The following is a 12,679-nucleotide window of genomic DNA, read 5'->3' on the forward strand; positions in this document are numbered from 1 at the left end:
ATGCGCCGGGTCGGCGTATTTGCGAGGTGAGTTTGTGCCGGGTCGTGCAACCTGATCGCGTGGTCACTGCGTTGGGTGCGTCATGGAGCGGATGACCGATGCGTGACGAGGACGAGTTCGTCGCCTTCGCCCAGGGGGCGCGGGACCGGCTGCGCCGGACGGCGTACCTGCTGTGCGGCGACTGGGACCGGGCGGCGGATCACGTCCAGGAGGCGCTGATCCGGGTGTACGTCGCGTGGCCGCGGCTGACCCGGGCCGGCCGCGAGTACGCCTACGCCCGCAGGGCGCTGGTGAGCGTCGTGCTCGACCACGCCCGGCGGCGGTCGAGCACGGAGCTGGTCGTGGAGGCCGATCCCCAGCGACCGGCCGAGCTCGACGTCGCCGAGCTGGTGAGCGCCCGCGCGACGCTGCTGCAGGTGATGACCGAGCTGCCGCCGCGGCAGCGGGCGTGCGTGGTGCTGCGGTACTTCGACGACCTCAGCGTCGCCGACACGGCCCGGGCGCTGGGCTGCAGCGAGGGCACCGTCAAGAGCCAGACCGCGCGTGCGCTGGACCGGCTCCGCTCCGTGTTCGAGGACTCGTCGCTCGGCGAGCTGACCCTGGGAGCCGGAAAGTGGTGACGACATGGTGAACGAGATGCGTGCCCTGCTGCGCGAGGCTGCGGAGACCCCGCCCGCCGACGACATCGACCTGGCGGCCGTGCTGGCGGGCGGCCGCCGGCAGGTACGACGACGCCGGGCCCGGTTCGCCGGGGGACTGGCCGCGGCCGTGGTCGGCGTGGTCGGCGTCGCCACCGCCGGGGTGCTCGCCGGGCAGACCGACGCGGGCCGGGACGCCGCGGCGGGCGGCGTACCTCGTCCCGACGGGCCGGTGATCGGGCTCGCCGACGCCGACCGGGCCCAGGAGGGCGTCGACTACGACGTGCTGGCGCAGTACACCAACGAGGACCTGGAGTCCGCCAACGGCCAGTACTACGACGGGGTCACCGACGACGGGCTGATCCTGTTCCGCGACGGCCCCCACGGCGTCGAGAACACGGTCCGCTACGCGCTGCTCGACCCGGCCACCGGCGACAAGGACTGGCTGCCGTCGCTCGACGAGCAGGGGCAGCTGAGGCCGGCGGTGCTCGGGACCGACCGGATCGTGCTGCTCGGCGCGCGGGGCGAGTCGGGGGACGGGGTCCGGGCGTCGGTCTACGACCGCGGGACCCGCGCCTGGTCGACGCTCGAGTGGCCGGGGCTGCCCGCGGGCGCCGACCTGTTCCAGGCCGAGCCCGGCCCGGGCGGACGGATGTACGTCGGCGTGCCGGCCACAGTGGGCTCCCCGCCGCCCGGCGGCTGGCCCACCGGACCCGACGGCGAGGCGGACGACGCCGGCGCCGAGGGGGAGACCTACGACCTGTGGTCGGTGTCGCTGACCGACCCGGCCGACGTACGCGACGAGGGGCTGCGGGTCGGCGACGTCGCCTTCACCGACGACGCGATGGTGTGGACCGACGCCACCAACGGACGGGGCGGCCGGGTGCACGTCCGCGACCTCGCCACCGGCGCCGAGCACGACTTCGACCCGCACTCGGGGGAGCGGTGCAACCTGCTCGGCTTCGGCGTGGTGGACGACCGGATCGTGCTCAGCCAGTACTGCGGCACCTACGCCGACGGCCGCGACGACCGGGTCCAGGTGCTGACGACCGACGGCGAGCCGGTCACCACCATCCAGGGCGACGGCATCGACGGCTGGGTGACCGGCGGCGTGGTGCAGGTGACCTCGTACCAGCCGGAGCGCGCCGGGACCTATGTCTACGAGCCCGGCAGCGGCCGGTTCGTCCGGGTCACCGACGGTGTCTCGTCGTGGGCGGTCGGCGGGCCGAGCCCCGACGGCTACCTGCTCTGGGACACGCCGTACGGCGAGCGGACCGACGCGCGGGGACTGGTCCCCGGCGCCACCCAGTGGCTGGCCAGGTGGCGCTGACGCCCCTGCGCGACAATGGAGGGATGAGCGAGATCCAGCGCCCGGTGATCCGTCCCCGACGTCTGCGGACCACGGCCGCGATGCGCGACCTGGTCGCGGAGACGACGCTGCGGCCGAGCCAGCTGGTGCTGCCGGCGTTCGTCCGCGAGGGCGCCGCCGAGCCGACGCCGATCGGCTCGATGCCGGGCGTCGTGCAGCACACCCGCGACTCGCTGCGGAAGGCGGCGGTCGAGGCGGCGGAGGCGGGGCTGCGCGGGATCATGCTGTTCGGCGTACCGGAGAGCAAGGACGCGACCGGCTCCGGCGCCACCGACCCCGACGGCATCCTCAACGTCGCGATCGCCGACGTCGTGGCCGAGGTCGGCGACGCGCTGGTCGTGATGGGCGACCTGTGCCTCGACGAGTTCACCGACCACGGCCACTGCGGGGTGCTCGACGCCACCGGCCGGGTCGACAACGACGCCACCCTGGAGCGGTACGCCGACATGGCGGTCGTGCAGGCACGGGCGGGCGCCGGCCTGGTCGGCCCCAGCGGCATGATGGACGGCCAGGTCGCGGTGATCCGGGCCGCCCTCGACGGAGCCGGGTTCACCGACACCGGGATCCTGGCGTACTCCGCGAAGTACGCCTCCGCCTTCTTCGGCCCGTTCCGCGAGGCCGTGGACAGCTCGCTGCAGGGCGACCGGCGCACCTACCAGCAGGACGGCCGCCGCAACGCGGGCGAGGGCGTGCGGGAGGCGCTGCTCGACATCGAGGAGGGGGCGGACATCGTCATGGTGAAGCCGGCCCTGGCCTATCTCGACGTGCTGCGCCGGGTGGCCGACGCCGCCGGCGCGCTCGGGGTGCCCACCGCGGCGTACAACATCTCGGGGGAGTACTCCATGCTCGAGGCCGCCGCCGCCCACGGCTGGATCGAGCGCGAGCCCGCCATCCTCGAGACGCTCACCTCGATCCACCGCGCCGGCGCCGACGTCATCCTCACCTACTGGGCAACCGAGGTGGCCCGGCTGCTCTGATCTGGCCGAGCGTGTCGCCTATCGAAGGCTGCGCACGGACCCTCCGGGCCCATGCTTGCCTCCGATGCGCTTCGCGCGGGCGACACGCTGCCGGCCCCGCGGTCGAGGCAGGCGCGGTGACAGGCCGTCTGGCGGCCCAGGACGCGCGTGAGCCCCGGACCTTGGGGGGATCGAGGTCCGGGGCTCACGCGGGTCGTGCGGGATGGCTAGGGCTTGAGGCCGTAGCTCAGCAGGCAGTTGAGGAGCTGCACCGACTGGGTGAGCTTCGGATACTGGGCCTGGCAGGCCTTGGCGGCGTCCTGCTTGGTCAGCAGGCCGAGGACGCCGCTGATCAGGTTCGAGGTGACCGCGCCGACGCCCTCGTCGACGCCCTCGACGACCGGGTCGAGGGGCGTGTTGGTCTTCGGGATCGTCGGCGTCTTGCCGCCGTTGTCGCCGCCGTTGTTGCCGCCGCCACCGTTGCCGTTGCCGCCACCGCTGTTGCCGTTGCCGGTGTTGCCGTCCGTGCTGCCGTTGGAGCCGGTGCTCGGGTCGGCGGTGGGGGAGCCGGTGGTGGAGCTCTTGGTGCCCTTGCCCTTCTTGATCGTCCCGGGGCTGCGGACGTCGAAGCTCGGCGGCTCGGGAACGACGTAGCCCGCGGCGGTCGAGTAGTTCGGCACCGAGGTGTAGTCGCCCTCGAGGTAGGCGTTCATGATCTTGAGGACCAGGTCGACGTACGCCTGGCTGTGGTTGTAGCGGTAGACCGCGGCGCGCTGGCCGACGACCGTGGACAGGTCGCCGTCGCCGGAGCAGAGGTAGACGGCCGCGGCGAGGGCCGCGTCGTCGATGTCCTGCGGGTTGCGGGAGGCGTCGTCGTCGGCGTCCACGCCCACGACCTGCCAGGTCGAGGGGATGAACTGCATCGGGCCGACCGCGCGGTCCCACTGGGTGTCGTTGTCGTAGACGCCCGCGTCGGTGTCGGAGATGGCCTTGGTGCCGTTGGTGCCGTCGAGCGCCGGGCCGTAGATGCCGGGGGTCGCCACGCCGTCGTTGTCGAGGACGTTGCCGCCGACCCGGCCGTGGTTGGACTCCACGCGGCCGATCGCGGCGATCAGCTGCCAGGTGAGGTTGCACGAGGCGTCGGCGGAGTTGATGACCGTCTCGGCCCGCTGGTAGGCCGCGAGCGCGGCGGCGGGGATGGCGTTGGTGGACGCCGCCGACACGATGCCGGCCTCGTTGCCGTCCTCCAGGCCCTCGACCGAGGCCGGGTCGGAGAGGCTGGCCGGGTCCTCGATGGACTCCTCGGGCACGCTGGTGCCGTCGGTCACCTGACCGGGCGTCTCGGCCGCCTGGACCGGCGAGCCGATGCCACCGATGCCGGCGACCGATGCGGTCCAAGCCGCCGACAGCAGAGCGAGCGGAATGATGGTGGCGACGCGCTGCAGCCGCCCCAGACGCTTCCTCGACATGTCCCTGACTCTCTCCCCTGGCCACGAGTGGCCCCATCGCGTGGGCACTCCCTCAGTGCCCACCTGTGCACCGAGTCAACGAATCGTGACACACCGACGTTACGGGTGTCACATGATCCCGCGCACAAGAGCGTGGGCGTGCTATGGGCGTGAGCACAAAGGCACCCCCGCGATGACGGCCGGTTGGGGCCCATCGGCGACAATGGCGCGGTGTCCGCACCCCTGACCTCCGCCTCCGAGGCCCTCTTCGCCCGGGCCCGCGCGGTGACCCCCGGCGGGGTGAACTCCCCGGTCCGCGCGTTCGACGCGGTGGGCGGCACCCCGCGCTTCATCTCGTCGGCGACCGGGCCGTGGCTGACCGACGCCGACGGCAACGAGTACGTCGACCTGATCTGCTCCTGGGGCCCGATGCTGCTCGGCCACGGGCACCCCGCCGTGGTCGAGGCCGTCCGGGCGGCGGTGGCCCGCGGGACGTCGTACGGCACGCCGACGGAGGGCGAGGTCGCGCTCGTCGAGGCGATCGTGGACCGGACGCCGGTCGAGCGGCTCCGCCTCGTCTCCTCCGGCACCGAGGCGACCATGTCGGCGATCCGGCTCGCGCGCGGCTTCACCGGCCGCGACGTGGTCGTGAAGTTCGCCGGCTGCTACCACGGTCACGTCGACGCGTTGCTCGCCGCGGCGGGCTCGGGGCTGACCACCTTCTCCATCCCGGGTACGCCGGGCGTGCCGGTCAGCTCCACCGAGCTCACCCTGGTCCTGCCCTACAACGACCGGGAGGCGGTGACCGCCGCCTTCGCCGAGCACGGCGACCGGATCGCCTGCCTGATCACCGAGGCCGCCCCGGCAACATGGGCGTGGTCCCGCCGGCGCCCGGGTTCAACGCCTTCCTCGCCGAGACCTGCCGCACCCACGGAGCGCTGTTCGTCAGCGACGAGGTGATGACCGGGTTCCGCGTCTCGAAGGCCGGCCAGTGGGGCACCGACGGCGCCGTCGAGGGCTGGATCCCCGACCTGATGACCTTCGGCAAGGTGATGGGCGGCGGCCTCCCGGCCGCGGCCTTCGGCGGCCGCGCCGACGTGATGGCGCAGCTCGCCCCGGAGGGTCCCGTCTACCAGGCCGGCACCCTGTCCGGGAACCCGGTCGCCACCGCCGCCGGCCTCGCGACGCTCACCGCCGCGACCGACGAGGTCTACGCCCGCCTCGACGTCGTCGCCGACGCGCTGCGCGCCGGGATCGCCGAGTCCTTCGCCGCCGCCGGGCTGCCCCACGTGATCCAGTCGACCGGCTCGATGTTCTCGGTCTTCCTCACCGAGGAGCCGGTGACGAGCTATGCGGAGGCGCAGCGCACCAGCGTGCCGGCGTACGCCGCCCTCTTCCACGCGATGCTCGACCAAGGCGTCCACCTCCCGCCGTCGGCGTTCGAGGCCTGGTTCGTCTCGTCCGCCCACGACGACCGCGCCGTCCAGCAGGTCCTCGACGCCCTCCCGGCGGCCGCCCGCGCCGCCGCCGCGACGTACGGAGCCAACGCGTGAGCACCCCTGACACGATCGTCCACCTGGTCCGCCACGGCGAGGTCCACAATCCGGAGGGCGTCCTCTACGGCCGCCGCGACGGCTTCCACCTCTCCGTCCGCGGCCGGGCGATGGCCGACCGGGTCGCCGAGGCGCTGCAGGGCAACGACATCACGGTGATCCGCTCCTCGCCGCTGGAGCGCGCGCAGGAGACCGCCGCGCCGCTGGCCGCCGCCCTGCGGCTCGAGGTCGGCGCGGAGCCGCGGGTGATCGAGTCGGCCAACCGGTTCGAGGGCCTCACCTTCGGCAAGGGCAACAACGCGCTGCGCAACCCGCTGCTGTGGCGCCACCTCTACAACCCTTATCGGCCGTCGTGGGGCGAGCCCTACAAGGCCATCGTCGAGCGGATGATGGCCGCCGTCCACGACGCACGCCGCGACGCCGCCGGCCACGAGGCCGTGCTGGTGTCCCACCAGCTGCCGATCTGGACCACCCGTCTCGCGGCCGAGCGGCGCTCCTACCTCCACGACCCGCGCAAGCGGCAGTGCACGCTGTGCTCGGTCACGTCCTTCGGGTTCGCCGGCGAGGAGCTCGTCGAGATCTCGTACGCCGAGCCGGCGATCGACCTGATCCCGACCGGCGACATCGCCGCCCCCTTCTCGGCGGGCGACGCGCCGGAGGAGAACCGGCCCGAGGGGACGCCCCCGGAATGAGCCGCACCGTCCGCGCGGCCGTCCTGGCCGCGCTGCTCCTCCTGATGACCGCGTGCACCGACATCGGGGGGACCGGCGACCTCGACTACGTCGCCGGCAACGGGAAGGTCGTCGCCGTCGCGGCCGCCGACCGCGAGGAGCCGGTCGCGATCAGCGGTACGACGGTCCAGGGCGAGCCGCTGGACGTCACCGACCTGCGCGGCAAGGTCGTCGTCCTCAACGTGTGGTGGTCCGGCTGCGGGCCGTGCCGCTCGGAGATGCCGATGCTCGTCGAGGCCGAGAGGGAGCTCGGCGACGACGTGGCGTTCGTCGGCATCAACATCCGCGACCTCGCGCCCGAGAACGCCGCCGCGTTCGAGCGCGACCGGGGCGTCGACTACCCCTCGCTCTACGACCCCGGCAGCGAGACGCTGCTCGAGCTCGGCGACTATGCGCCCCCGTACATGCCGGCGACGGTGGTGCTCGACCAGCAGGGCCGGGTCGCGGCGCTGATCAACGGCGCCATCCCGTCGAAGACCACGCTGACGACCGTGGTCGAGGACGTCCTCGCCGAGGGGGCGTGAGGCGCGGCGATGGGTGAGTGGTTCAGCGACCAGGCCGCCGCGGGCTCGCTCGGGCTGGCGGTGCCGGTGGCGGTGATCGCCGGCCTGGTCTCCTTCTTCTCCCCGTGCGTGCTGCCGCTGCTGCCGGGCTACCTGTCGTACGCCACCGGTCTCTCCGGTGCCGACATCGTCGCCGGCGAGGGCGACCGGAGGCGCGGCCGGATGCTGCTCGGCTCGGTGCTCTTCGTGCTCGGGTTCGCGGTCGTGTTCGTGCTCTACGGCACGGCGTTCGGGTCCATCGGCCGGTCGCTGCGCCGGTGGCAGGACGAGCTGCAGCTGGGCCTCGGCATCGTGCTGATCGTGCTCGGCCTGGTGTTCGCCGGCTTCCTCTCGCCGTTCCAGCGCGACCTGCGCATCCACAAGGTCCCCGCGGTCGGGCTCGGCGCCGCCCCCCTGATCGGCGCGCTGTTCGCGATCGGCTGGACGCCCTGTGTCGGGCCGACCTTCGGGGTGATCCTCAACCTCACCTTCGCCGACGGCGCGACCGCGGCCCGCGGCGGCCTGCTGGCGCTCTGCTACGCGCTCGGCCTGGGCCTGCCGTTCATCGCCGTCGCGCTCGCCTACCACCGCCTCTCCCGCGCCCTGGGCTGGGTACGACGGCACCAGCTCGCCTTCATGCGGGTCGGCGGGCTCTTCCTCGTCCTCATCGGCGTGCTGATGGTCACCGGCTGGTGGGACCACGTCGTGCAGTGGGCCCAGCTGCGTACCGTCGACTTCGGCGAGACGGTGCTATGAGCGCCGCGGAGCGCCGTCCCGGCGAGCTCACCGCCCGTGAGCTGGGCCGCTGGGCGTGGCGGCAGATCACCTCGATGCGGACGGCGCTGCTGCTCCTGCTGCTGCTCGCGCTCGCCGCGATCCCGGGCTCGGTCATCCCGCAGTCCGGCGTCGACTCGCTGGCGGTGACCCGGTGGAAGCAGGAGCACCCCAAGCTCACGCCGGTCTACGAGCGGCTCGACCTCTTCTCGGTCTACAGCTCGCCGTGGTTCTCCGCCATCTACCTGCTGCTCGTGCTCTCACTCGTCGGCTGCATCATCCCGCGGCTGCTCGTCTACTACCGCGCGCTGCGGGCCCAGCCGCCCGCGGCACCCCGGCACCTGACCCGGCTGCCCGTGCAGGCGTCGTACTCGACCGAGGTCGCGGCCGCCGACGTCCTGGACCGGGCCCGGGCCGTGCTCGGGCGGCGGCACCGGCTGCGCCGTACCGGCGACGGCGACGACTTCGTGGCGGCCGAGCGCGGGTACCTCCGGGAGGCCGGCAACCTGGTCTTCCACCTCTCCCTGCTGATCGTGCTCGCCGGCGTCGCGATGGGCGGGCTGTGGGGCTACCAGGGGGCGTGATCCTCGTCCAGGGCACGACCTTCAGCAACAACCTCACCCAGTACGACGACTTCAAGCCCGGCGGCCTGTTCCGGCAGAGCCAGATGGAGAACTTCCGGTTCAGCGTCGACGAGTTCTCCGTCGACTGGCTCAAGGAGGGCCCGCGGTTCGGGCAGGCCCGGAAGTTCTCCGCGGCGGTGACCTACCGCGTCGGCGACGGGGAGCCGCGGACCTACGACCTCCGGGTCAACCACCCGCTCGAGATCGACGGCACCGACGTGTTCCTCATCGGCCACGGGTACGCCCCGGTCATCACCGTCCGCGACGGCAACGGCGACATCGCCTACACCGGCCCGACGGTGTTCCTGCCGCGCGACGCCAGCTTCCTGTCGTACGGCGTCGTGAACGCCTCGTCCGCCAAGCCGGGCAAGATCGGGCTGGACGGGCTCTTCTTCCCGAGCTTCGAGATGGTCGACGGCAACCCGGTCACCGTGTTCGGCGACGACCTCAACCCCACCCTGTCGATGCTGGCCTACACCGGCGACCTCGGGCTCGACGACGGCCGCTCGCAGTCGGTCTACGTCCTCGACAAGTCCAAGGCCACCCCGATCACCAAGGACGACGGCAAGCCGCTGCGCGTCGACCTCCAGCCCGGCGACACCGTCGACCTGCCCGACGGGCTCGGGTCGGTCACCTTCGAGCGGGTCGACCCGTGGATCCGGGTCCAGATCAGCCAGACGCCCGGCAAGGGGCTCGCCCTGCTCGGCGTGATCCTCGCCCTGATCGGCCTGTGCGCGTCGCTGTTCATCCGGCCGCGCCGGGTGTGGGTGCGGGCCTCGGGCACAATGGACGGCACCGGCGGCACTCGGGTCGAGGTCGCCGTACTCGATCGCTCCGGCAACGGCGAGATGGACGAGGTCCTGGCCGCCCTGCTCGAGGAGCTCAAGGAGACATCCGAGAACGTGAGGCAGTCGTGAGCAACACCGCGTGGGAGACGCTCAGCAACCAGGCCATCGCGACGGCCGGCATCGTCTACTTCCTCGCCCTGGTGGTCTACCTGGCGGAGTGGGCCGCGCTGCGCCAGCCGGCCGCCGAGCGCGAGCTGGTCGGCGCCGGCGGTGCGGCGGACGAGGCCGGCGAGCCGGGCGAGCCGGGCGGTGCGCCGGCCAGGGCGGACCGGGTGGCCTTCCTGGGCCGGCTCGGCCTGCTGCTCACCGCGATCGCGTGCGCGGCGCACCTCGTGGGGCTCGTGGGCCGAGGCATGGCCGCGGACCCGAACCGGGTGCCCTGGGGCAATATGTACGAGTTCACGCTCTCCGGCACCTTCGTCGTCGCGCTGCTCTACCTCGTGCTCTACAAGAGGTTCGGGCTCGGCTGGATGGGCCCGCTCGTCGTCGGGTTCGTCGTCGCCACGCTGATGGTCGCCGTGATCTGGCTGTACGACGCGGTCGCGCCGCTGACCGAGGCCCTCAACTCGCCGTGGCTGGTCATCCACGTGATCTCCGCCGTGATCGCCACCGGCGCCTTCACCCTCGGCGGCATCGCCTCGATCGTCTACCTCGTCCGGATGCGCGCCGAGCGGCGCGCGGAGGCGGCCGGGCGCGCGCTCGGCGGCTGGCTGGCCCGGGTGCCCCAGCTGGACGCCCTCGACCGGCTCGCCTACCGGGTGCACGCCTTCGCGTTCCCCGTGTGGACCTTCGCGGTCCTCATCACCGGCCCGATCTGGGCCCACGAGGCGTGGTCCCGCTACTGGAACTGGGACCCCAAGGAGGTGTGGGCGTTCATCACCTGGGTCGTCTACGCCGGCTACCTCCACGCCCGCGCCACCGCCGGCTGGAAGGGCCGCAAGGCCGCCCTGCTCGCGCTCGTCGGCCTCGGCACGCTCTGGTTCAACTTCATCGGCATCAACTACTTCTCGACCACGAGCCAGCACTCGTACGCCGTGGAGCGGGTGGTCGACGCACCCGCCGGAACCGTCGCCGAACAGCCGTCCTGGCGACCCCTTCGGTAGGTACGCCGCCGGCGGACCCGTCCGAGGACGGCCGACCCGCCGAGGACCGGGTTTCGCGCGGCCGCGGACGGGGATCGTCGAGACGTGGAGACCCCGATCGAGATGATGTACCGGGCCGCCAAGAAGGACATCCCGGCGGAGGCGGACCACCTGACCCGACTGACCAACAAGCTGCAGGCGAGCCTGGCCACCCTCAACGTCGAGGCCGCCCACGCCGGTGACCCGGCGGTGCTGACGTCGATGCTCCACGTGGGCGGCGACATGCACGCGGTGCTGGGCCGGGCGGTGACCACCATGGACAACTGCTCGGTCGCCATCAAGATCACCGCCGACGACTACGTCGCCACGGACGCGCAGGCGAAGGCCGACTTCGACGCCATGTCCGACGAGCTCAAGAACACGCCCATGCCGACGCCTCACGAGACGACGGAGCTGCCGAACCCGGAGGCCCCGGGGTACGACGTGGAGGTCCCGCCGCCGTACGGCCCGCCGGGTACGACGCACCACGTCGACGCCGAGGAGGACCCGACCCCGCCGAGCGAGGACCAGTCCGACCGGGGCGACGGCGGCGAGAACCAGCCCGACGTACCCGACGTCGACAGGAACTGGTGACATGGCCTTCGACCGGATCGAGTTCTTCAAGATCTGCATGGACATCGAGAAGTACCTCGGCTACCTGCGCGGCAACGAGCTCGCGACCGAGTACCTCGAGACCGTCAACCACTCCGACCCGCCCGACCCGGAGCTGCGCGAGCTCTACCAGCAGCAGGGGTCAGCCTCCGTGACTGGTCGACGCCGTGCCCCGATGCCAAGTGGAAGGTCAAGGCGCACGAGCACTACGGCGGGTCGTCGTCGGCCGTGCTGTGGCTGCCGTACGACGTCACCGAGGAGGAGAAGAACCGGGTCGCCTCCGAGATCAAGACCAACCTGAACACGTCGTACAACAACGGCCTGGGGTGGGCGGACGGCCTGGCGCTCTACCTCAACAACCTCTGCCAGCAGTTCACCCACGTCGACACCAACGCGATGGCCAACGCCGTGCTCGACCTCAAGCAGGACGTCGTGACCGAGCTGGGCCTGGGCGCGCGCGACCAGTGGACCGACATCGGCAAGATGCTGCAGCGCTGGCAGGGGGAGGGCGCCACCCAGTTCTTCCTGTTCCACGAGAACTACAACGACGCGCTCGCCCTCTTCACGGTGATGTCGGCGCAGATCACCGGCGGCTTCGCGGCCGCGACCGGGATCATCCACGGCACCCAGGAAGCCGCGATGGCCTACGTCGAGAGCGTGCGCGCGGCGCTGGAGATCATGCTGGCGTTCTGGGTCGAGTGCGGCCTGAAGACGCCGCCGAACCCCGGCGGCGCCGACGTCGACATCGCCAACATCCTCGCCATCGCCGCCGACGTGTGGAAGCTGCTCCGGCTGATCCCCGCGGTCAAGACCGCGACCGAGGGCGTCAACACCGGGATCGAGGCGATCAAGGGCCTCACCTCCCTCGTGGGCCACATCGCCACCGGCGACAGCACCCCCGACCTGCACATCGAGCCGGCGACCTTCGAGGACTGGACGGCCAACGGGCTCTACCAGGCGATCACGAAGCACGTGTACGAGAAGATCTACCTCAAGTACGACGAGGCGATGGACGACCTCTACAACGGCGAGACCGTCGCCAACGTCGAGCACGCCGACGAGATCCCGTTCCGGGCCAAGGCCGTCGAGGACGCCATGCTCGACCTCCAGGGCGACCGCAACGAGTGGGAGCTGCCGTCGGTCCCCGCGAAGAACCTCAACGAGAACGGCGCGCCCTACGGCTACTGATCAGGGCTGATCAGGACTGCTGATCGGGGTTGTCGGGCGGCTGGGGATGATCGTCCCGGTGCCGCTCCTCCTGTCGGCGCTGCCACTCCAGGTCGCGCAGGAAGCCCTCGTCGTCGTCGGGCGCGACCGGCCGGGTCGGCGGCTGCGGCTTGGGGGTACGACGGCGGGCGGGCTGGTCGCCGTACCCGTGGTCCTGCAGCCAGCGGACCGCGAGATAGGTCGCGGCCGCGAACACGAGGACGACGAGCAACAGCTTCACACCACCAGAGTAGGCCG

General features: G+C 72.2%; 12 protein-coding genes and 2 pseudogenes. 12 read left to right on the plus strand and 2 right to left on the minus strand.

Annotated elements, in window-relative coordinates:
* The first annotated feature begins 98 nt into the window (after positions 1–98).
* Genes FIV44_RS19730 through hemB form a run of 3 tightly spaced genes read left to right on the plus strand, consistent with a single transcriptional unit; the run spans position 99 to position 2,984 of the window.
* A complete protein-coding gene (locus FIV44_RS19730; RefSeq protein WP_141005939.1) occupies positions 99–620 on the plus strand; it encodes a SigE family RNA polymerase sigma factor in 522 nt (173 codons plus the stop codon).
* Between the two features lie 4 nt (positions 621–624).
* Positions 625–1,968: a hypothetical protein gene (locus tag FIV44_RS19735; protein ID WP_141005940.1), complete on the plus strand. Its 1,344-nt coding sequence runs from the start codon at positions 625–627 to the stop codon at positions 1,966–1,968.
* A 23-nt stretch (positions 1,969–1,991) separates the two neighbouring features.
* A complete protein-coding gene (gene hemB / locus FIV44_RS19740) occupies positions 1,992–2,984 on the plus strand; it encodes a porphobilinogen synthase (protein ID WP_141005941.1) in 993 nt (330 codons plus the stop codon).
* A 206-nt stretch (positions 2,985–3,190) separates the two neighbouring features.
* Here hemB and FIV44_RS19745 read toward each other — a convergent pair whose 3' ends face one another.
* The gene (locus FIV44_RS19745; protein WP_141005942.1) at positions 3,191–4,432 is read right to left on the minus strand and encodes a lytic transglycosylase domain-containing protein; all 1,242 of its coding nucleotides are present in this window, start codon (positions 4,430–4,432) and stop codon (positions 3,191–3,193) included.
* 222 nt (positions 4,433–4,654) lie between these two features.
* Between FIV44_RS19745 and hemL the strand changes: the two are divergent.
* The 9 genes and pseudogenes from hemL (at position 4,655) to FIV44_RS19790 (ending at position 12,403) form a co-directional block, all read left to right on the plus strand.
* Positions 4,655–5,964: pseudogene (gene hemL, locus FIV44_RS19750) on the plus strand (glutamate-1-semialdehyde 2,1-aminomutase).
* Positions 5,961–6,656 (plus strand): histidine phosphatase family protein, encoded by a 696-nt coding sequence (locus tag FIV44_RS19755; RefSeq protein ID WP_141005943.1) that lies wholly within the window; start codon positions 5,961–5,963, stop codon positions 6,654–6,656. The pseudogene hemL and the gene FIV44_RS19755 overlap by 4 nt, the downstream one beginning before the upstream one ends.
* Positions 6,653–7,219, plus strand: coding sequence for a TlpA disulfide reductase family protein (locus FIV44_RS19760; RefSeq protein ID WP_141005944.1), 567 nt, complete (start codon positions 6,653–6,655; stop codon positions 7,217–7,219). The genes FIV44_RS19755 and FIV44_RS19760 overlap by 4 nt, the downstream gene beginning before the upstream one ends.
* A 9-nt stretch (positions 7,220–7,228) precedes the next feature.
* On the plus strand, positions 7,229–7,993 hold the full coding sequence (locus FIV44_RS19765) for a cytochrome c biogenesis CcdA family protein (protein WP_141005945.1): 765 nt from the start codon (positions 7,229–7,231) through the stop codon (positions 7,991–7,993).
* A gap of 74 nt (positions 7,994–8,067) precedes the next feature.
* Positions 8,068–9,551 (plus strand): annotated as a pseudogene (resB, locus tag FIV44_RS19770) (cytochrome c biogenesis protein ResB).
* A complete protein-coding gene (ccsB, locus tag FIV44_RS19775; RefSeq protein ID WP_141005946.1) occupies positions 9,548–10,585 on the plus strand; it encodes a c-type cytochrome biogenesis protein CcsB in 1,038 nt (345 codons plus the stop codon). The pseudogene resB and the gene ccsB overlap by 4 nt, the downstream one beginning before the upstream one ends.
* Positions 10,586–10,669: 84 nt before the next feature.
* Positions 10,670–11,197, plus strand: coding sequence for a hypothetical protein (locus tag FIV44_RS19780; protein WP_141005947.1), 528 nt, complete (start codon positions 10,670–10,672; stop codon positions 11,195–11,197).
* Between the two features lies 1 nt (position 11,198).
* Positions 11,199–11,516, plus strand: coding sequence for a hypothetical protein (locus FIV44_RS19785; protein ID WP_141005948.1), 318 nt, complete (start codon positions 11,199–11,201; stop codon positions 11,514–11,516).
* The gene (locus FIV44_RS19790; protein WP_141005949.1) at positions 11,444–12,403 is read left to right on the plus strand and encodes a hypothetical protein; all 960 of its coding nucleotides are present in this window, start codon (positions 11,444–11,446) and stop codon (positions 12,401–12,403) included. Before FIV44_RS19785 ends, FIV44_RS19790 begins: the two co-directional genes overlap by 73 nt.
* A gap of 10 nt (positions 12,404–12,413) precedes the next feature.
* Here the strand turns inward: FIV44_RS19790 and FIV44_RS19795 are convergent, their stop codons facing one another.
* The gene (locus FIV44_RS19795) at positions 12,414–12,662 is read right to left on the minus strand and encodes a hypothetical protein (RefSeq protein WP_141005950.1); all 249 of its coding nucleotides are present in this window, start codon (positions 12,660–12,662) and stop codon (positions 12,414–12,416) included.
* Positions 12,663–12,679 lie beyond the last annotated feature (17 nt).

The organism is Nocardioides humi (assembly GCF_006494775.1).
In the GTDB taxonomy this organism is placed as follows: Bacteria; Actinomycetota; Actinomycetes; order Propionibacteriales; family Nocardioidaceae; genus Nocardioides; species Nocardioides humi.

What these genes read in the sequence shown, in the direction of transcription:
- FIV44_RS19730 (WP_141005939.1), top strand. Translation starts at nt 99, where the DNA reads ATGCGTGACGAGGACGAGTTCGTCGCCTTCGCCCAGGGGGCGCGGGAC.
- FIV44_RS19735 (WP_141005940.1), top strand. Translation starts at nt 625, where the DNA reads ATGGTGAACGAGATGCGTGCCCTGCTGCGCGAGGCTGCGGAGACCCCG.
- hemB (WP_141005941.1), top strand. Translation starts at nt 1,992, where the DNA reads ATGAGCGAGATCCAGCGCCCGGTGATCCGTCCCCGACGTCTGCGGACC.
- FIV44_RS19745 (WP_141005942.1), bottom strand. Translation starts at nt 4,432, where the DNA reads ATGTCGAGGAAGCGTCTGGGGCGGCTGCAGCGCGTCGCCACCATCATT.
- FIV44_RS19760 (WP_141005944.1), top strand. Translation starts at nt 6,653, where the DNA reads ATGAGCCGCACCGTCCGCGCGGCCGTCCTGGCCGCGCTGCTCCTCCTG.
- FIV44_RS19765 (WP_141005945.1), top strand. Translation starts at nt 7,229, where the DNA reads ATGGGTGAGTGGTTCAGCGACCAGGCCGCCGCGGGCTCGCTCGGGCTG.
- FIV44_RS19785 (WP_141005948.1), top strand. Translation starts at nt 11,199, where the DNA reads ATGGCCTTCGACCGGATCGAGTTCTTCAAGATCTGCATGGACATCGAG.